At 59.5% G+C, this 19,041-nt stretch carries 16 protein-coding genes; 14 read left to right on the top strand and 2 right to left on the bottom strand.

Annotated features, from left to right (window positions below; genetic code table 11):
• The first annotated feature begins 65 nt into the window (after positions 1-65).
• On the top strand, positions 66-638 hold the full coding sequence (locus ACEN8Z_RS16420; RefSeq protein ID WP_008001651.1) for a PPC domain-containing DNA-binding protein: 573 nt from the start codon (positions 66-68) through the stop codon (positions 636-638).
• Positions 639-727: 89 nt separating this feature from the next.
• Positions 728-2,035: an OprD family porin gene (locus ACEN8Z_RS16415; RefSeq protein WP_495594886.1), complete on the top strand. Its 1,308-nt coding sequence runs from the start codon at positions 728-730 to the stop codon at positions 2,033-2,035.
• A 258-nt stretch (positions 2,036-2,293) separates the two neighbouring features.
• On the opposite strand, the gene ACEN8Z_RS16410 is transcribed toward ACEN8Z_RS16415, so the two are convergent.
• On the bottom strand, positions 2,294-4,075 hold the full coding sequence (locus ACEN8Z_RS16410; RefSeq protein ID WP_495594885.1) for a helix-turn-helix domain-containing protein: 1,782 nt from the start codon (positions 4,073-4,075) through the stop codon (positions 2,294-2,296).
• A gap of 168 nt (positions 4,076-4,243) precedes the next feature.
• On the opposite strand from ACEN8Z_RS16410, the gene ACEN8Z_RS16405 reads away from it, so the two are divergent.
• From ACEN8Z_RS16405 to ACEN8Z_RS16350, 12 genes are all read left to right on the top strand, one after another.
• The gene (locus ACEN8Z_RS16405) at positions 4,244-4,843 is read left to right on the top strand and encodes an amino acid synthesis family protein (RefSeq protein ID WP_495594884.1); all 600 of its coding nucleotides are present in this window, start codon (positions 4,244-4,246) and stop codon (positions 4,841-4,843) included.
• 114 nt (positions 4,844-4,957) lie between these two features.
• Positions 4,958-5,917 (top strand): flavin reductase, encoded by a 960-nt coding sequence (locus tag ACEN8Z_RS16400; protein ID WP_495594883.1) that lies wholly within the window; start codon positions 4,958-4,960, stop codon positions 5,915-5,917.
• Between the two features lie 22 nt (positions 5,918-5,939).
• A complete protein-coding gene (locus ACEN8Z_RS16395) occupies positions 5,940-7,451 on the top strand; it encodes an aldehyde dehydrogenase (protein ID WP_495594882.1) in 1,512 nt (503 codons plus the stop codon).
• Positions 7,452-7,469: 18 nt separating this feature from the next.
• Complete coding sequence (locus ACEN8Z_RS16390) at positions 7,470-8,546, top strand: LLM class flavin-dependent oxidoreductase (RefSeq protein WP_495594881.1); 1,077 nt, start codon at positions 7,470-7,472, stop codon at positions 8,544-8,546.
• Between the two features lie 5 nt (positions 8,547-8,551).
• Positions 8,552-9,367, top strand: coding sequence for an alpha/beta fold hydrolase (locus ACEN8Z_RS16385; RefSeq protein WP_495594880.1), 816 nt, complete (start codon positions 8,552-8,554; stop codon positions 9,365-9,367).
• Positions 9,360-9,755, top strand: a complete 396-nt coding sequence (locus ACEN8Z_RS16380) for a carboxymuconolactone decarboxylase family protein (RefSeq protein ID WP_495594879.1) — start codon at positions 9,360-9,362, stop codon at positions 9,753-9,755. The genes ACEN8Z_RS16385 and ACEN8Z_RS16380 overlap by 8 nt, the downstream gene beginning before the upstream one ends.
• Before the next feature lie 242 nt (positions 9,756-9,997).
• A complete protein-coding gene (locus ACEN8Z_RS16375; RefSeq protein WP_495594878.1) occupies positions 9,998-11,143 on the top strand; it encodes a quaternary amine ABC transporter ATP-binding protein in 1,146 nt (381 codons plus the stop codon).
• Entirely contained in the window at positions 11,136-12,032 is an 897-nt protein-coding gene (locus tag ACEN8Z_RS16370; protein ID WP_495594877.1) for an ABC transporter permease, read from the top strand. Before ACEN8Z_RS16375 ends, ACEN8Z_RS16370 begins: the two co-directional genes overlap by 8 nt.
• A 73-nt stretch (positions 12,033-12,105) precedes the next feature.
• Positions 12,106-13,140: a glycine betaine/L-proline ABC transporter substrate-binding protein ProX gene (proX, locus tag ACEN8Z_RS16365; RefSeq protein WP_495594876.1), complete on the top strand. Its 1,035-nt coding sequence runs from the start codon at positions 12,106-12,108 to the stop codon at positions 13,138-13,140.
• A gap of 162 nt (positions 13,141-13,302) precedes the next feature.
• A complete protein-coding gene (locus tag ACEN8Z_RS16360) occupies positions 13,303-14,775 on the top strand; it encodes an NAD-dependent succinate-semialdehyde dehydrogenase (RefSeq protein WP_495594875.1) in 1,473 nt (490 codons plus the stop codon).
• 23 nt (positions 14,776-14,798) lie between these two features.
• Positions 14,799-16,184: an aspartate aminotransferase family protein gene (locus tag ACEN8Z_RS16355; protein WP_495594874.1), complete on the top strand. Its 1,386-nt coding sequence runs from the start codon at positions 14,799-14,801 to the stop codon at positions 16,182-16,184.
• A 90-nt stretch (positions 16,185-16,274) separates the two neighbouring features.
• Entirely contained in the window at positions 16,275-16,766 is a 492-nt protein-coding gene (locus ACEN8Z_RS16350; protein WP_495594873.1) for an Lrp/AsnC family transcriptional regulator, read from the top strand.
• Between the two features lie 23 nt (positions 16,767-16,789).
• Here ACEN8Z_RS16350 and ACEN8Z_RS16345 read toward each other — a convergent pair whose 3' ends face one another.
• Positions 16,790-18,877 (bottom strand): DNA/RNA non-specific endonuclease, encoded by a 2,088-nt coding sequence (locus ACEN8Z_RS16345; RefSeq protein ID WP_495594872.1) that lies wholly within the window; start codon positions 18,875-18,877, stop codon positions 16,790-16,792.
• Positions 18,878-19,041 lie beyond the last annotated feature (164 nt).

Below are 19,041 nucleotides of genomic sequence, written 5' to 3'. Positions count from 1 at the left end.
CAACAGGCACCGGATTCGTTCGTCCCGAAAACCGCTGCACCCACAATAAAAACAGAGGAAGTCTCATGCACGTTCAACGTCACCCGAAACAACGCTTTTGCAGACTGATGCTGGCCGTTACTGCCGCCGTGATGATCAATACCGCAGGCACTCAACTGGCCGTTGCAGACACCACCCCCACCGCGACGACAGCGCCCATGCAATGTGCCACTGAAGCCACACCCCGCTACACCAAGACCCCCACCGGTTACCTCATGGTGTTGCGCACGGGTGACAACGCGTTCAAGGAACTGACCAAACTGGCGATAGCCGAGAAGATCCCCAGTGCCTCGATCAGCGGGATCGGTTTCGGCAACGTGAAGTTCGGTTTCTGGAACAAGGACAAAAAGGACTTCGACGCCAAGACCTTCAGCAACGTCGAGATGGCCAGCATCACCGGCTCGGTGGCGTGGAAGAATGATCAGCCTTCGATCCACATGCACGGTGTCGCCGGCGACGCCACGTTCCAGGCCTATGGCGGCCACATTCTGGATTTCGAAGTCACCACTGGTTCGATGGAGATCACTGTGATCTTGCACCAGCGTCGTCTGGAACGCGGGATTGACCCGTGCATCGGTGCCAACGTACTGGGTATCTGATTCCAACTGCAGGCTCCCGCCGACAGCGCATCTGTGATGGCGGGAGTCACCCTTCTCAATTCCAACTACAAAAACAAGGGGCGCTTCATATGAGCAACAAGAACACGGTCGCAACCCTGGCTCTGGGTGCCATTGCACTCAGCACCCAGGCACAGGCCGACTTCCTGAGTGACAGCAAAGCCACGCTGGGCATGCGCAATTTCTACTTCAACAATGACAACCGCGACGGCTCGGCCGCCCCCTCGAAAACCGAAGAATGGGCACAGGGTTTCATGCTCGACTACAAGTCGGGCTACACCGATGGCGTGGTGGGTTTTGGCATCGATGCGCTGGGTTTGATGGGCGTTACCCTGGACAGCGGCAAAGGACGGCATGTCGGCAGCTCGATGATTCCTTCGGACAGCGACAACAGCGCCGTCGATGAGTGGAGCCGGTTGGGGCTGACCGGCAAAGTCAAGGTCTCGAAATCCGAACTGCGTCTGGGCACGCTGATGCCGAAGCTGCCGATCCTGGTGGCCAACGACGGTCGCCTGCTGCCGCAGACATTCGAGGGCGGGCAAATCACTTCGAGCGAGTTCAAGGATCTGACCCTGACAGGTGGCCGGATTGAACACGCCACAGGGCGGGGTTCAAGCGATCAAACCGGCCTGGCCGCCACGGGCGGTACCCGTGAAAGCAATGCGTTCGACTTCGCTGGCGGCGACTGGAAAATCACCAAGGACCTGACCGTCCAGTATTACTACGCCAACCTGGACGACTATTACACCCAGCAGTTTTTCGGCCTGATCCACACACTGGCGATCTCGGACAATCAATCCCTGAAAACCGACCTGCGTTACTTCAAGACCGACTCGTCCGGTAAAAACAGCTCGGGTACCTCGGGCTACAGAATCAGTGGCTACACCCAAGACAACGATGGCGAGATCGACAACCGGACCTGGAGTGCCGCGCTGATTTACTCCTTGGGTGCCCATGCGATTACGGCGGGTTACCAAAGCGTTTCGAGCGGTAGTAATTTCACTCAGCTCAATCAGGGCAATTTGCCGGACAAAGGCGCCGGTGGGGCCAGTCTTTACCTGTATACCGATCGCCTGATCCAGACCTTCACCCGCGCGGGCGAGCGCACAGCCTTCGGTCAGTATGCATATGACTTCGCAGCCTTGGGGGTACCGGGTTTGAAAGCGTCAGTCATGTACCTCAGCGGGGACAATATCAAGACGACATCCAGTGATAACCAGAAAGAATGGGAGCGGGATATCAGCCTGGACTACGTGCTCCAGTCCGGTGCGCTTAAAGGGGTTGGATTCGGTTGGCGCAATGGCAAGTCGAACAGCGAAGCGTCCCGCAACCAGGATCAAAATCGGTTGATCGTGACTTATAGCATTCCGCTGTTTTAGCCACTGGACATCACGATATCGCTCACTTCGAGGACGCTGGCCTACGGGAGGGGCTAGACTTTTGAGGGCATGCCGCTGGCGTCACTGTCTTGCCCATAGGTCCAGCACGCTGTGAAGATAGATACTCACATGGAACGGCGATATCACTGCGCCTTGGCGCAGCTAGCCTACGGCCATCCCTTAGTCGCTTCCTTTGCCGCAGTCAGATTGCAAGATGATCCGATCTGAAAGGTTCGTTGAACCTGAAAAAACGTCATCCTAATTATCAATTACCTGTTGCAGGTGAATCGCCAACTCCGTTGCAAACCGCCGCTCCGGTGTCTCGACATCAATGCCGAATAGCTCCTGAATCCGCGTGAGGCGATATCTGAGCGTTGTCACATGCACTCCCATCGCATCCGCACAGGCCTGGCTACGGCATCTTTCGCGCAGATACACAGTCAGTGTTTCCAGATAAGGCGTTTGATGCTTGCGATCATGGGCCAACATCGCGCCCACGCTTTCATTGACGAAGGTACGAATATCCTCCCCGCCCACCGCGGCCACAAAGATCGGCATCGGCCCGAAGTCCTTATCGGAAATCGGCCCACGGCGGCCAAACGATCGGGCGATCTCGATCAGCCGCTGGCAGCGCTCCCACGCGGCCGGGTAATCGCTGAGCGCCTTGCAGACGCCACTGGCCAGCAGAATCGGCTCGCTCCCCAAGTAATGCGCCAGGTCATCGACAATCTGCCGCTTGAGCTTGGTCAGCCGCTCGCGGCCTTTCTCGCCTTCGGACGGCACCAGGCACACCAGACCGTTGTCGACGATGATTACCGTCGAGTGAATGCCCGCCCGTTGCAGGATACGGGCGACGTTGTGGTGCAGATTCTTCGCCTCCCGCGCCTTGTCGCCATAATCGACAATGATCATCTGCTGCGCGGTATTGAAGCCGAAACCCAGACGCTGGGCCCGCTGCTGAATGTCATCGGTGTCGCGCCAGCGGCCTTCGAGTACTTCAAGCAGAAGTTCGGTCTGGGTGCGGGTTTCAAAGCGAAAGCGGATAAAGCTGCGCATCATCTGCACGCTCAAGGCGAACTTGGCGCTTTCCAGCATCAGCAGGTCCAGTTCGTTGACCGGCGCAGCCACCGGGAACAGCACCAGCGCTCCCACCAATTCTTGATCGACCATCAACGGCTCGATTTGCGCCCGCAGGGTGAACTGGCGCTCGCCGTCGTCGAGAAACAGGTTGACTGTGCTGCGCAAAGCACTACGCAAGCTTTCATGGGTCGCTTTGGAGATTTGCACCCCCAGCACACCGGCGACCGCCGACTGCCAGGCGGCATCATCGAACAATGCAGTGTCCGGCGAGCGACCGGCGACCACCTGATTGGCGGTAAAGTCCACGGCAATCACCGGGTTGGGCAATTGGTTGCCGACCATCAACGACAATGAGGTCACCGAACCACCACCCAGCACGTGTTCCAATAAGGTGGTGTGCACATGCAACGCCTGTTGCATGCGTTCGGCGGCGCGACGCTCGGCTTCCAGTTGACGCTGGCGCTCTACGGCGATGGCACCCAGGTGGATGATCATGCCGAGGAACACCCGATCTTCCTCCGATACGTCCATGAGCGTGCGGGAAATCACGCTGAGCACCATGGGCCGGCCATCGAAGTCGGTGCAGTTCATCGGCATCACCATCACCGTGCGGTAATCCCGCTCCAGAGATTCGTGGCGATAACCGGGGTACTCGCATACGCGTACGTCACGGATGAACACCGGCTCATTGCGCTGCAAGGCGGTCATTACCGGGCTGGATGACAGCTCCCAGCAATCCACCAGCGGCCGCTGCACCAGGGTCGGGTCATGGCGGGCGATGACGTGGCCAAAACCGGCTTCCATATCGATCGCCATGATCGAGCTCATGGTCCAGTGGGTGTGCCGGCAACTGGCGTAGACCAATTGGTGCAGCATCGATTGCAGATCACCGCCGGAGTTGATCTGACTCGCTACATCACGCAACGACAGTATCTGCATTTCTCGATTCAAGGCGCTCACCTGAACATGGAGGTCAAGGCAGCCAACTTGCCTGCCAGGCCCGCCGGATACTTGCGCCGTTTCAGAGCAATGTCCAACTAATTTTCACTGCTAAACCACGGAAGACGCTCTTTCCCTTTGCTCCTAGCCTAAGGCCACAACCAACAGCCACAAGGGCGACGAGTCATCATGAATCTGGAAAATCTGGGCGTCAGGAAATACTGCACCTTTATCGAAGAAACCTATATCGAAGGCGGCAAGGACGCCGGTAAGCCGATCAGCCTGATCGTGGTGGCCGCCGTGTTGAAGAACCCTTGGGCTGGCCAGGGTTTCGTCGAAAACCTGCGCCCGGAGATCCTGCGCCTGGCCCCGGGCCTGGGCTATGAAATGACCCGCCGCCTGACGGCTCTGATGCCGGGCGACAAGGTCGAAGCCTTTGGCAAGGCCGCCGCCGTCGGGGTCAACGGTGAAATCGAACACGCCTCGGGGCTGATCCACACCCTGCGCTTCGGCAACCTGTTCCGCGACGCCGTACAAGGCACCGCCTACCTGAGTTTCACCAACACCCGCAACGCTCCGGGCGCCCTGCTCTCGTTGCCGATGGTGCACAAAAGCGAAACCGGCAAGCGCTCGCACTTCCTGACCGCCAACTTCCAGATCGCCGATGCACCGGGGCCGGACGAAGTGCTGATCGCCATTGGCGCCTCCGACGGCTCCCGTGCGCACCCAAGGATTGCCGACCGCTATCAAGACATGGCGGAGATGGAAGCGGAACAACTCAAGGACTGATCTTTCCTTCTTAACGCAGCAAAATTTCCACAAAACTTCCTCTTGATCGACGCAAGCCTACGGTTTTGCTTCCCCGTAGGCTTCTTCCAAACAACAAGAAACAGGAGTACTCCGATGCCAAGCACCGTGATCAATGCCAACGCCGCCGTCGATCCCGGCGCCTTGCGCCAGGCCTTCGGCACCTTCGTGACCGGCGTCACCGTCATCACCACCCATGACGCCGAAGGCAATCCACGGGGCATGACGGCCAACTCATTCACCTCGGTTTCCCTGGACCCGCCGCTGCTGCTGGTGTGCGTCGGCAAATCGGCGGCCAGCTACACCGCATTCGCCGCCAGCGAACAGTTTGCCGTGAACCTGCTGCATGAAGGGCAAGTGGACGTCTCGGGCACCTTTGCCTCCAAATCGCCAGACAAGTTCCAGACCGTCAATCACGACACGGTCCACACCGGGGCGCCGATCCTCACTGACAGCCTGACCTGGTTCGATTGCACCGTGCACCAGCGCATTGAAGCCGGCGACCATCTGGTATTGATCGGCCAGGTTCGCGCCTTCGGCACCAGCCCCAAGTTGCCGCTGTGTTTTTGCCGGGGCCGCTACGGGAATATCCAGGACCCGCTACCGGCCAGTTGGCTGGACTCGCACAAGATGATCATTGGCTACCTGATCGAAGCCGGCGACGCGATCCTGTTTCGCGCCGATGGCCAAGGCGGCTGGACGCTGCCCGTAGCCGGCAAGCGCAAAGGCTTCATTGATGCCGGCCAAAGCTCGCTGCCGGTCGAACTGGAGTCGACCTTTCTCTATTCGGCGTTCGATGTCGACGACACCGACCCGGGTTACCTGATCTACCGCGCCCAACTCGACAGCCTTGATGTCGAGTTACCCGACACCTTGCGCTTCTTTCCCCTCGACGATTTGCCCATCGAATTGATGCCGGTCAACGAACTGCGCTCAGTGGTGCGCCGCTATGCCCGCGAGCGCCAGAACCAGCAGTTCGGCATCTACACCGGCTCCGCCGCCAGCGGACGGGTGGCGATGATCGAAAACAGCGCACTGACTGCCGAACCCCTTTGACACGCACCCACAGGACTCTTCCATGAAAACCACGGTCAGCGCCCTTGCGGGCAACCGCCTCAACCTGTTTATCGATGGCCGGTTCGTCGCGCCTGCCAGCGAAACCTGGGTCGACAGTTTCGACCCCACCACCGGCCAGGCCTGGTACCAATTCGCCCAGGCCGATGCCAGCGATGTGGCTCGCGCAGTCGCGTCGGCGCACAAGACTTTCCACGACCCGCAGTGGCGCAATATGACGCCCACCGCACGGGGCAAGTTGTTGTATCGCCTTGCGCAACTGGTCGCCGAAAACGCTGAAGAACTGGCCCTGCTGGAAACTCGCGACAACGGCAAGCTGCTTCGGGAAATGCGTGCCCAGATGAGCGCCCTGCCCGACGCCTACATCTACTTCGCCGGCATGGCCGACAAGCTGCAAGGTGAAACCATCCCGGTCAACAAGCTCAACCAGCTCAATTACAGCACCCGCGAACCGCTGGGGGTCGTCGGCATGATCACCCCCTGGAACTCACCGCTGATGCTGCTCACCGGCACCCTGGCGCCGTGCCTGGCGATTGGTAACACCGTGGTGATCAAGCCGTCGGAACATGCCAGCGCCTCTACCCTGGCCCTGGCCGAATTGGTGATCGAAGCGGGCTTCCCGGCTGGCGTGGTCAACGTCGTCACCGGTAATGGTGCCGTCACTGGTGATGCTCTGACTCGCCACCCGGACATCGCTAAATACGTGTTCACCGGCAGCACCGACACCGGCCGACGCATCGCCGGCAATGCGGCCGACAACCTGGTGCCGTGCCAGATGGAACTGGGCGGCAAGTCCCCCCATGTGGTGTTTGCCGACGTCGACATCGACAAGGCGGTGAACGGCGTGGTCTCTGGCATCTTCGCCGCGGCCGGGCAAAGTTGCGTCGCCGGCTCGCGCTGCTTCGTCGAAGCGCCGATCTACGACAAATTCGTTGAAGCCCTGGTGGCCCGCACCCAGCGCATCAAGGTTGGCCATCCCATGGAAGAACACACCGATATCGGCCCGCTGGCACTGCAAGCCCAATTGCAAAAAATCGAAGGCTACATCGCCAGCGGCGCAAAACAGGGCGCGCAAGTGGCCATCGGCGGCAAACGTCCCAATGCCTCGAACCTGTCCGAAGGCTGGTACTTCGAGCCAACGGTGATGGCCAACGCCACCAACGACATGCCGTTCATGCGCGACGAACTGTTCGGCCCGGTGGTCGGCGTGATGCCGTTCACCTCGGAAGAACAAATGATCGGCCTGGCCAACGACACCCACTACGGCCTGGCCTCGGGGATCTGGACCCAGAACATCGACCGCGCCATGCGTTTCGCCAACCGGATCGACGCCGGCACGGTGTGGATCAACACCTACCGCAGTTCAGCCTACATGTCCGCCAATGGCGGCTTCAAGCAGAGCGGTTACGGCCGTCGTGGCGGCTTCGACGTGATGCGCGAGTTTTCCCGGGCCAAAAACGTGGTCATCGACTACTCCGGCGAAATGCAAGACCCCTTCGTCATTCGCCTGCGCTGATTATTCAAGGAGCACCTTATGAAATTTGCCGTATCCCTGAGCATGGAACGCTTTTCGCCCGACATGCCAATGCAGACCGTCATGGCCAACCTGCTGGAACTGGCGCAGATCGCGGATGAGGGCGGTTTTGAGACCCTGTGGACCTCGGAGCACCACACCCTCGAATGCACCATCGCCCCCAACCCGTTCCAGACGCTGGTGTGGCTGGCCCAGCACACCCAGCGCATTCGCCTGGGCACCGCGACGCTGGCCGCCGCGTACTGGCATCCGATCCGCCTGGCCGGTGAAGCTGCGCTGTGCGATCACCTGACCAAGGGCCGCCTGGAGTTCGGTATCGCCCGCGGCTCCTATCAATACGAGTTCGACCGCATGACCCCCGGCCTGCAACAGCAGGAAGGCGTGGGCTATATGAAGGAGCTGGTGCCGGCGGTGCAAAAACTCTGGGCCGGGGATTACGCCCATGACGGTCATTACTGGAAATTCCCGCTGACGGCCGCCGTGCCCAAGCCCTTGCAAAAGGATCACCCGCGTATCTGGGTGGCCGCGCGGGATCCGGGCACCTTCGATTGGGCCGTGAGCATCGGTGCCAACATTCTCTCCACCCCGCTCTCAGCCCCGGCGGCAGAAATCGCCGTGCTGGGCGAGAAATTCAACAAAGCCGTGGCTGACAACCCCCATGTACCGCGTCCGCGGTTCATGATGCAGCGCCGCACCTGCGTCTACGCCAAGCCGCAGGACTGGGAACTGCCGGTCAAGCACAGCATGGACTTTGGCCGCGCCTTCGAAAACCTCATGCAGAACGTCGGCACCGTGCACAACGGCTTCCCGGAGCCTGTGCCCTTTGAAGCCGTGCGGGGCAAGGAGAACTACAACCCGGAAAACATTCGGCGCAACCTGATGTTCGGCACCCCGGAGGAAATCATCGAAAAGCTGCTTGACTACGAAGCCGCTGGCGTCGATCAGTATTGCCTGGGGCTCACCTTCAACCTGCCATTCGAATTGCAGAAGCAGACCCTGCGCCTGTTCATCGATGAAGTGATGCCGGTTTTCGCCGAACGCGAACGCGCCAAACGCCACGACAAGGTCACGGGGTAAGCGCCATGAGCCAGGCACAACAATTCAGTGTGGCCAACGTCACGCTCAACTATCGCCTCGATGGCCATGGGCCGCGACCCCTGGTGTGCATTCATGGCGTTGGCTCAAGCCTTGAAGCATGGAGTGATGTGGTGAACGGATTGAAAGATCAGTTCACCCTCCTGACCTTCGACCTGCGCGGCCACGGCCAGTCGTCCCGCACCCCGGGACGCTATGAGATCGATCACCTGGTGGGTGAAACGCTGGCCCTGGCCGATCACATTGGCTTCAAGCACTTCGACCTGGCGGGCTTCTCGCTGGGTGGTTTGATCGCCCAGTGCCTGGCGCTGACTCATCCGGCGCGGGTTCAGCGTCTGGTGTTGTTGTCGACGGTCGCCGGGCGTACTGCGCAGGAACGCGAACGGGTCCAGACACGTCTGGCGGCCTTGCAAGCCGGCGAACCGGTGGCGCATTACGAAGCGTCGCTGTCACGCTGGCTGACCGAGGATTTTCAGACGCATCACCCTGAGGCCGTCAGCCGTCTGCGGCAGCTGAACGCCAACAATGATCCCGGTTGTTATGCGGCGGCGTATCGGGTGTTGGCGGAGTCGGATTTCGGCGACCAACTCCAGCGGATTCGCTGCCCGACGCTGATTGCCACCGGTGCCGACGATGCGGGTTCCAACCCGAGAATGGCGGCCTTCATGCACGAGCGCATCCACGGTTCGCAACTGAAAATCCTGCCGGGGTTACGCCACTGCATTCTCATCGAAGCGCCGCAACTGGTGGCGAATCTGATGCGTGACTTTCTGATTGATGATCCGGAGGTACAACATGGATAAGTCATTGCAAGCCCAGGGTGAAACGATTCGCCGTCAAGTCCTGGGGAATGCTTACGTCGACCAGGCGCTGGGCAAGGCCGATGATTTCTCTCGGCCGTTCCAGGACGTGCTCAACGAATACTGCTGGGGCATGGTCTGGACCGATGAAGGCCTGGACCTCAAGCAACGCAGCCTGCTGAACCTCGGCATGCTCGCGGCTCTGGGCCGCATGGACGAGTTTGCCACGCACTTCTGCGGCGCCATCCGCAATGGCCTTACGGACGAGGAACTGCGCTGCGCCCTGATACAGGTCGCGGTGTACTGCGGGGTGCCGGCGGGTGTCGAAGCCTTCCGCGTCGCCCGTCAAGCGCGGGAAAGCATGGAGCCGGCAGATTCTGCTACCGGCTGACGTCTCAACCTTGCACTCGCCACACCGCTCATGCTGTAAGTGCCCCGCACAACAACAAAAATTTTCAGATTGCACCCTTGCGCCCGTAGCAGCTGAAAGACCATTAACTGCCAGAAGCCCAAAAAATTTCTATTGATGAAATTTTCCACAGATTGAAAAACAACAATTGGAGGCAATTGGTGAGCGAACGACTGAAGATTGAGAACCTCTACAAGGTCTTCTCCTCAACCCCGGACAGAGCCATGCAGCTCTTGACCGCCGGCGCCAGCAAAGACCGGATCCTGGCCGAGACCGCGACAGTGGTCGGCCTCAACAACGTGTCGCTGTCTATTCCCAGCGGTGCGATCTACATGATCATGGGTCTCTCCGGCTCAGGGAAATCCACCCTGGCCCGCTGCATCAACCGCTTGAACGAACCCACGGCCGGCAAGATCCTGCTCGACGGCAAAGACCTGGTGGCCCTGAACGAAAGCGAGTTGCGAGAGGTGCGACGAACGCGCATCTCCATGGTGTTCCAGCACTTCGCCCTGCTGCCGAACAAGACCGTAATCGAAAACACCGAGTTCGGACTCAAGCTTCGCGGCGTTCCTGCCGCCCAGCGGCGCAAACGCGCCGAGGAAGTGCTGGCCATCGTCGGCCTGGCCAAGTGGGCCGATCATCACCCCCATGAACTGTCCGGCGGCATGCGCCAGCGGGTTGGCCTGGCCCGCGCCCTGACCACCGACGCCGATGTGTTGATCATGGACGAAGCCTTCAGCGCCCTCGACCCGTTGATCCGCACTGAAATGCAGGACGAACTGCTGCGCCTGCAACGCACCCTGAAAAAAACCATTCTGTTCATCACCCACGACTTCCAGGAAGCACTGAAGCTCGGCACGCGCATTGCGATCATGGCGGACGGCCAAGTGGTGCGCGAAGGCACGCCCCAGGAAATCGTCGCCAACCCCGGCAGCGACTACGTGGCCGGATTTACCCGCGAGGTGGATCGCTCGCGGCTTTTCGATGCGCGCTCGATCATGGAGCAAGCCGGCACCCTGCTGGTCCAGGACGACGTCCGCATCGTCGGCAATGAAAGCGCCAGCGCGTTTGTGCTGAATGCCGCCGGCGAGGCAATTGGCGTGCTGGACTCCCGTGCGCTGCTGGCGGTGGGCGGTGGTGCCGATGCTCAGCAACGCCTGTCGCTGCAGTTTGTCAGCGTGCCGGCCAGCGCCAAGTTGGTGGAAGTGGCACGGCTGCTCAAACCCGGCCTGCCGGTCGCGGTGGTCGAGGCTGACGGTGTGTTTGTTGGCACTCTGAACAGCGCCCACATCCTGGATTGCATCGCCGGCCTCCCTTCCAGCCCCCCGGCCACTCGCCCTTTCGTCTCGGAGGTTGCACACCATGCTTAGTTCAGAAGACCTCGCTGTTTTCCCCGTGGACCAATGGATCAGCCAATGCGTCGAGTGGCTGGGCATTCATTTTCGCCCGATGTTCCAGGCCATTCGCTGGCCGGTGGAGCACCTGCTGGCGTTCAGTGACACGGTGATCCACGCCATTCCGTTCCCGGTGATGGTGCTGCTGATGTTCCTGATCGCTTACCGCGCCGCCAGCCTGGGGGTAGCGCTATTCAGTGCCATTGCCCTGGTGATCATCGCCACGCTGGGGGTGTGGGACGAGGCGATGACCACCCTGTCGCTGATCACCACGGCGATTGTCATCTGCATGGTCATCGGCATTCCCGTGGGAGTTTGGTGCGCCCGCAGTGAACGGGTCTGGGCCGTGATGCGACCGATCCTCGACATCATGCAGACCACGCCGACCTTCGTGTACCTGGTGCCGGTGGTGATGCTGTTTGGCGTCGGCACCGTGTCGGGCGAAGTGGCGGTGGTGATTTCTGCCTGCCCGCCGCTGATCCGCTTTACCTACCTGGGCATTCGCATGGTCGAAACCGAACTGGTCGAAGCAGGCCAGGCCTTTGGTGCCGACCGTCGCCAATTGCTCTGGGAAATCCAGTTGCCCCTGGCGATCCCGACCATTCTCGGCGGGCTGAACCAGACGGTGCTCACCGCCATGGTGATGTCCGTGGTGGTGGCGATGATCGGTGCCGAAGGTCTGGGCCTGGTGGTGTTGCAAGGACTGGGACGGATGGACGTGGGCCGTGCGGCGGTGGGCGGGATCGCCATTGTGTTGCTGGCGATGATGCTCGACCGGATCACACAGAACCTGGCACAACCGACACCGCACAAGCGCAAGTCGCTGTTCAAACGGCTGCTCAATTCGCGCAAGGTCAACGCATAAGAGAAAGAAGTCATGAATGCCAGTTATTGACTGCCGCACCTTAACCATAACGAGAAAAACAAAGAGGAAAATCATGATGCGTCCATTCAACGCCTTGCTTGGATTTGCAGCAACATTGTCCGTGGTGGGCCTGGCTTGCACTGCGGTGCAGGCCGAGGACCTGCCGGGCAACGGCAAGACCATCCGCTTCGTGCAGTCGGAAAGCACCGGCGGTAACTACGTCATCACCAAAATCGCCATCGAAGCCAGCAAGCGCCTCGGTTACGCCACCAAGTTGAGCACCGTCAATACCACGCTGTTTTTCCCGGCAGCGGCCCAGGGCGACCTGGACCTCTCGATGGACGTAACCCTGCCGCAGTTGCAACCCAGCTTTGACAAGGTCAAGGAACGTACTGAGGTAGTAGGCGCCGGCTCTATCACTGGCGCCGGCTACAACGGCTACATGATCGACAAGAAAACCGCCGACGCTTACCACATCACCAGCCTGGAACAGCTGAAAGACCCGAAGATCGCCGGGCTGTTCGGCAAGAACGGCAAGGCTGACCTGATCAGCTGCGACCCGGGTTGGGGCTGTGGCGATGTGGTCGACTATCAGCTCGACAAATTTGGCCTGAAGGCCACCATCAACCCGGTGCGCGGCAAATATGAGGCGTTGATGTTCGAGAACGTCGCCCGTCTCAAGCGCGGCGAACCGGTGTTTTTCTATGCCTGGGCGCCGTCGTGGATGACCAACACCATGGTGCCGGGCAAGGACGTGGTGTGGCTGCCGACACCGTTTGACGCCCTGCCTGGCAATGTACCGAGCACCACTTCGGCGTTGACTCCCGGGGTGGCGGGTTGTGCCGGTGGCGCCGATCCATGCCGCATGGCCATGGCCGCGTGGAACTGGTACGCCATCGGCAACAAGCAATTCATCGCCGCCAACCCGGCCATCAAGTCCCTGGTGGAGCAGATGACGTTCCCCCAGTCGACCTGGAGCTACTGGGAAAAAACCATCAGCCAGGATGGTTCAAGCGAACGCAATATTCGCAAGTTGGCTGACGACTGGATGAGTGAAAACAAGGCGACGATGGATGGGTGGGTGGCCACGGCCAAAAACGCTCAGTAGCGCCAACTACCTTGTGTTGAGCGGGGACGCCCGCTCAACACAAAAATCTCTGTTTGACAGCCTGTAATCAGAAAAAACGACTGTTGCCCCCCAACCAAACCGCGAATTCCCCCACCGCCCTGCCCTAGCATTAGTTCTACTCAGACGATTGGGAGTAACACCATGACCAACAATTACCCGTTGCTGTTCAAGGCCCTGTGCTATGTGGACGGCCATTGGGTGCACAGCGACAGCGGCCACAGCATCGCCGTGCACAACCCCGCCGATCAGACGTTGATCGGTCATGTACCGCTGCTCGATCAGCCGCAGATCGTCGCCGCCGTCGATGCCGCGCACCGTGCTTTCGCCGAGTGGCGCGAGCAAAGCCTGGAGGCACGCGAGAAGATTTTGCGGCGCTGGGCGGCCTTGATTCTTGAGCATCAGGAAGACCTGGCGCGGATTCTAAGCCTGGAGCAAGGCAAGTCCCTGGCCGAGTCCCGTGGCGAAATCGCCTATGCCGCCAGTTTCATTCCCTGGTTCGCCGAAGAGGCCCGGCGCCTGTACGGGCAAAACATTCCCAGCCACATCCCCGGCGCGCACCTGGGCACAGTCAAGGAGCCGGTCGGCGTCTGCGCGTTGCTGACTCCGTGGAATTTCCCCTCGGCCATGATCACCCGCAAAGCGGCCGCCGCCCTGGCCGCCGGTTGTACTGTTGTGATCAAACCAGCCCATGAAACACCTTACTCGGCGTTCGCCTTGGCGCAACTCGCCGAGGAAGCGGGTTTCCCGGCCGGAGTGTTTAACGTGGTGCTGGGTGAACCGCAGATGACCATGCAGACCCTGGTGCAAGACAGCCGCGTGCGTTCGGTGAGTTTCACTGGTTCGACCCGCGTCGGTAAGTTGGTGCTGCAGGCGGCGGCTCAGGATGTGAAAAAGGTTTCGCTGGAACTGGGCGGCAACGCGCCGTTCATTGTCTGCGCCGACGCCGATCTTGAGCTGGCGGTGAAAATCGCGGTAGCGGCCAAGTTCCAGACCTCCGGCCAGGATTGCTGCGCGGCCAACCGCATCATGGTCGAGCGTTCGGTTTACCCGGAATTTCTCAAGTGCTTTGCCGCTGCCGTGCGTGAGTTAAAGGTCGGTCCGGCCATGATCGGCGACCGCGAACAACAGGTCGATGTCGGCCCGTTGATGCACCAGGCCGCCTTCGATGTCACCGCCGAACGTGTCGCCGATGCTTTGCAACAAGGCGCGCAACGGCTGGTCGGCGGCGAGGCCCATGCCCTTGGCGGCTTGTTCTACCAGCCAACGGTACTGGCCGACGTCACACCGCAAATGCGCATCTACCGCGAAGAAAATTTCGCGCCGATTGCCGGGGTAATGCCGTTCGACACCCTCGACCAGGCCGTCGAGATGGCCAACGACACCGAATACGGTCTGGCCGCCTACATTTGTTCCAATCGCCTGGACCTGATTTACCCGCTGATCCGCCGACTCGACCACGCCATGGTTGCTGTCAACGGCGTCAAGTTCACCGGCCATCCGATCCCGTTCGGTGGCATGAAAGCCTCGGGGCTCGGCCGTGAAGGCGGCACCGAGGGCTTCGAAGCCTTTGTCGAAACCAAATACTTTTGCCTGCACCATCAAGGCCAGTTCTAAGGCCAGTTCTCAGGAGACATACCATGAACCAAGAACTCGACTCGCTGTTCGAACAAGACCGTGCGCACTTCATGCACCCTTCGACTCACGCCCATGACCACGCCAGCGGCGCGCTCAAAGGACGCATCATCCAAGGCGGCTCGGGTATCCGCATCCGCGACCACGAAGGCCGTGAACTCATCGACGCCTTCGCCGGCCTGTACTGCGTGAACATCGGCTATGGTCGCACCGAAGTTGCCGACGCGATCTACAAGCAAGCCAAGGAGCTGGCCTATTACCACACCTACATGGGGCACTCGACCGAAGCGATCATCGAGCTTTCGAGCCGCATCATCGACTGGGCGCCTGAAGGCATGAAGAAGGTCTATTACGGCCTCTCCGGTTCCGACGCCAACGAAACCCAGATCAAACTGGTGCGCTACTACAACAACGTATTGGGTCGCCCGCAGAAGAAAAAAATCATCTCCCGCGACCGTGGTTATCACGGTTCGGGGATCATGACCGGCAGCCTGACTGGTCTGCCGAGCTTCCATCAGCATTTCGACCTGCCGGCCGAAGGCATCAAGCATACAGTGTGCCCACACTGGTATCGCAAGGCGCCGACCGGCATGGATCAAGCCGCGTTCGTGCGTTATTGCGCCGACGAACTGGAGAAAATGATCCTCGCCGAAGGCCCCGATACCGTCGCCGCATTCATTGGCGAACCGGTCATGGGCACCGGCGGCATCGTGGTCCCTCCTGCCGGTTACTGGGCAGCGATTCAAGCGGTGCTGAACAAGTACGACGTGTTGCTGATCGCCGACGAAGTGGTCTGCGCCTTCGGTCGCCTGGGTTCGAAGATGGGCAGCCAGCGTTATGGCATGCGTCCGGACCTGATTACCACGGCCAAGGGCCTGACCAGTGCTTATGCGCCGCTGTCAGCAGTGATTGTCGGCGAAAAAGTCTGGGATGTGATCGAAAAAGCTTCAGAATCCCAAGGCGCCATGGGCCATGGCTGGACTTATTCCGGGCATCCGATCTGCGCGGCGGCGGCCTTGGCCAACCTCGATATCCTGGAGCGGGAAAACCTCACGGCCAACGCCGAAAAGGTTGGCGGTTACCTCAACCGCCGGCTGCGCGAAACCCTCGAAGGCCATCCGTTGGTGGGTGAAGTGCGTGGCGACGGCATGCTCGCCGCCGTCGAGTTCATGGCCAATCGTGAACAGCGCACACCATTCGATACGGCCTTGAAGGTCGGTCCGAAAGTCTCGGCAGCCTGCCTGGAGCGCGGCATGATCGCCCGGGCGATGCCCCATGGCGACATCCTCGGCTTCGCCCCGCCACTGATCCTGACCGAGGCCGAGGCGGACTTGATTGTCGATATCACCAAGGGAGCGATTGACCAGGTGGCCGCAGAAGTATTGGGTTAACGCTATCGTTGTGGCGAGGGAGCTTGCTCTCTCGCCACAGGTTAAGTTGATGCCCTGATACTCCCCCGTCCGTAACAGAGTTCTTTGACGATGCACAAGCTCGACCGCTATGACCTGAAAATCCTGCATCTCCTTTCCGAGGATGGGCGTATCACCAAGTCGAACCTGGCCGAGGCGATCAACCTGTCCGTAACGCCCACGTGGGAGCGCGTGCGCAAATTGGAAAGCGCCGGCCTGGTGAAGGGCTATCGCGCGGTGATCGACTGGAACCTGGTGTTCAAGAGCCAGCAACTGCTGGTGGAAATCACTCTGTCCCAACACACGGCACACGGCATGCGCCGCTTCGAACAGCGCATGAACGATGCCGCCGAAGTGGAGTTCTGCTACGCAACCGGAGGCGGCGTGGATTACATCGCAATGATTCGCGCGCCAGACATCGATCAGTACCAGCGCTTTATCGACCAGTTGCTGCTCGAAGGCCTGGGCATCGAACGCTACTTCACCTACATCGTCACCAAGACCATCAAGACCGGCGGGGCGCTGCCGTCGCAGGCGCTGGCCCCTCTACCGACCTCTGACTAACGCCAAGTTTTTACCCATCAAACTCAAATCTGATCCGCGTCGTGATAGAGCTGCGCAAAGCTCACCAGACCGATTAGCTTCTCTATCTGAGCCAGAGACTTTTGCCTGGCTTTCCACACCGGCGTGACGACGAACTCCTTGGGGAGAGTTGATAGATCCTGTTCCAGGACGAAGGCAAAAACCTGAAGCTTGCCATCCTTCACGGCGCAAACAACCTTCCAGAAGCGAGACGGGATCTGAACTCGCTCGGTTCCAGAAAACACTTCATCGTTGTCGGACAAAACCGGCCCTGCAAAAATGCAGTAGCGCTCAGAGTCCGCTTGCGACCCAATAAAGTTCTCTAGCTGTCCCCAAATACCACTCTTGCCGGTCTGGTTGAAATTTCCACGCTGAGGGGAGCAGTTGGTTACGTGGTAGGTATCACCATTAGCCCGCTGAATTTGTTCAAAAGTTTTTCCCCAGCAGACATCTTCTCGACGAACAATGTGCCCCTTATCAAAGGCACCATTGTCCTTGGTGTAAAACCGATCCGGAATCTGAAAACGCTCGTCAACGCGCGGGTCAAGAACCCACTTTTCCATTTCTCCTTTTTTGAGCAGACCTGTAAGTCCGGCCCGTGTGTAGTCATGTCCCGGTTGCGGTTGTATAACTTGCGTGCGGCCATCAACATTCGAGGCCGTGAAGATGGCCAGCTTTCTTTTCCGGTGCAAAACGACACTGAAGTGCTCGTAAGGAATGATTGAATCGCCACTCTTGGTTGGGGCGATCAACGACGGGGCATTGACCTCAGGGAGGGGGGTATCGAGACCGAGAAAATTCAAATCGAAGCCAGTTCTGGTCGAGTAATCAATATCGATAATCGGCTCTTTGTAAGTCTCCGTCGCGACGCTCACATCTGTCATGACTGCAGCAACATTGCCGGCCAGATTTCGCTGCGTCCCCAGCCCCAATCTTGCTGCGAGATCGGCAAATGGCTCACCCAGTTCAAGCACCAATGTCCCCAGCTCCAAACGCCCTCCCCCGGTAACGGACGCATAAACAGGTGTTGAAGCCGGCGCAGGCGCAACTGAAGCAGGTTGCAGAGTAACCTCCTCGCTTCGACGAGAGGCGTGAAACGCGGTGGAAAGGATATCGCCCCCTTCCCGCGAGGCCACCAACTCTGCCAGATAGCCCTGGTTTTCTGGTGCCGCCTGATCAATGTGAGCGCAAATACTACTGACACGTATGCCTTCGTTGGCGGCCCACTCCACAAGCGAATCTTCAATACCATCAAGGCTGTCGACCGAAGAGCCGTCACGTAGCATCGGGCGGCCTGAGGCGTCTTTCTTCGGCACGCCTGAATGGTGCAACGCCACCACCTGAAAACTATCGTTCAGAACCGCCGCACCACTGGAGCCGGGGGCCGTATCACTTCGGTACAAAAGCACGTCCGCCAGACTGTCTTCCATACATTCATTTTCCCGAATGGCCCATTGCCGAGGCGCACCACCAGGATGCTGGACAATTGTGAGCCATTCGCCTTTCACCGCCTTACCGCTGGTTGGCATCAACCGGTGGTAGCCGAAACGCGATAATGGTGTAGCTCCATCGACTGACTTGGGTTCCACTGCAACCAAGGCAAAGTCCAACTCGACGTTGTTAAAAAAATACAGGTCTGGCCGCAAATGAAATCGGTAGGTTGGTTCAGGATCGCCGGCCACGTTCATTCGATAGTTAAACTCTGCCAATGAGGGCGCAGCCTCTTCAGCGCTGCGCAAAACATGCTCATTGGTGAGTAGCAGTCGGGGCGACACCATGAACCCTGTTCCTGAACCCAGAGATCGCCCATCTTGCCCACGAATCAGAATGCGACAAACCGGCATGCCCGCCAGCAGGGCCCGATCAAAAAAAAATTCGTCGACCAGATCGTTCGTCCCCATGATCCGCTCTTGCTCGACTGAGGTTGGCCGAGCACCTCCGGCAGATAGAAAGGCTCGCCTCACTAACAGCTTGAGCGGTAAATCGTGAGCCTCAACCGTTGGTGTAGTGCTCAGTGGTTGGTTGCCGCTGCTCGCCGCCATGGCGGCTCGTTGTGCGCTCAAATCCAGTTGGTGCTGACGAACGATGCCCATTCAATCTCTCCTTTATCTTCCCGGACGCGAGACTAGCGACGCGCTAGCAGTCAAAGGGTAGACGAGGAAGTGTCAGGCCATGAGCAGTTTGATGGGTACTTCGCGAAAGGAAGAACAGGGCAAAATCCAGGCTTGAGCCTCTTGCCCATACACAGATATGGCCA

The organism is Pseudomonas sp. Pseusp10 (assembly GCF_059492225.1).
The sequence above is the reverse complement of the archived record's forward strand: the minus strand, read 5'-3'. Positions and strand labels throughout refer to the sequence as shown.

Excerpts from the sequence above, each read along its gene's own strand:
- proX (WP_495594876.1), top strand. The coding sequence starts at position 12,106 with ATGATGCGTCCATTCAACGCCTTGCTTGGATTTGCAGCAACATTGTCC.
- ACEN8Z_RS16375 (WP_495594878.1), top strand. The coding sequence starts at position 9,998 with ATGCAGCTCTTGACCGCCGGCGCCAGCAAAGACCGGATCCTGGCCGAG.
- ACEN8Z_RS16355 (WP_495594874.1), top strand. The coding sequence starts at position 14,799 with ATGAACCAAGAACTCGACTCGCTGTTCGAACAAGACCGTGCGCACTTC.
- ACEN8Z_RS16350 (WP_495594873.1), top strand. The coding sequence starts at position 16,275 with ATGCACAAGCTCGACCGCTATGACCTGAAAATCCTGCATCTCCTTTCC.
- ACEN8Z_RS16395 (WP_495594882.1), top strand. The coding sequence starts at position 5,940 with ATGAAAACCACGGTCAGCGCCCTTGCGGGCAACCGCCTCAACCTGTTT.
- ACEN8Z_RS16385 (WP_495594880.1), top strand. The coding sequence starts at position 8,552 with ATGAGCCAGGCACAACAATTCAGTGTGGCCAACGTCACGCTCAACTAT.
- ACEN8Z_RS16405 (WP_495594884.1), top strand. The coding sequence starts at position 4,244 with ATGAATCTGGAAAATCTGGGCGTCAGGAAATACTGCACCTTTATCGAA.
- ACEN8Z_RS16345 (WP_495594872.1), bottom strand. The coding sequence starts at position 18,877 with ATGGGCATCGTTCGTCAGCACCAACTGGATTTGAGCGCACAACGAGCC.
- ACEN8Z_RS16370 (WP_495594877.1), top strand. The coding sequence starts at position 11,136 with ATGCTTAGTTCAGAAGACCTCGCTGTTTTCCCCGTGGACCAATGGATC.
- ACEN8Z_RS16415 (WP_495594886.1), top strand. The coding sequence starts at position 728 with ATGAGCAACAAGAACACGGTCGCAACCCTGGCTCTGGGTGCCATTGCA.
- ACEN8Z_RS16400 (WP_495594883.1), top strand. The coding sequence starts at position 4,958 with ATGCCAAGCACCGTGATCAATGCCAACGCCGCCGTCGATCCCGGCGCC.
- ACEN8Z_RS16380 (WP_495594879.1), top strand. The coding sequence starts at position 9,360 with ATGGATAAGTCATTGCAAGCCCAGGGTGAAACGATTCGCCGTCAAGTC.
- ACEN8Z_RS16390 (WP_495594881.1), top strand. The coding sequence starts at position 7,470 with ATGAAATTTGCCGTATCCCTGAGCATGGAACGCTTTTCGCCCGACATG.
- ACEN8Z_RS16420 (WP_008001651.1), top strand. The coding sequence starts at position 66 with ATGCACGTTCAACGTCACCCGAAACAACGCTTTTGCAGACTGATGCTG.
- ACEN8Z_RS16360 (WP_495594875.1), top strand. The coding sequence starts at position 13,303 with ATGACCAACAATTACCCGTTGCTGTTCAAGGCCCTGTGCTATGTGGAC.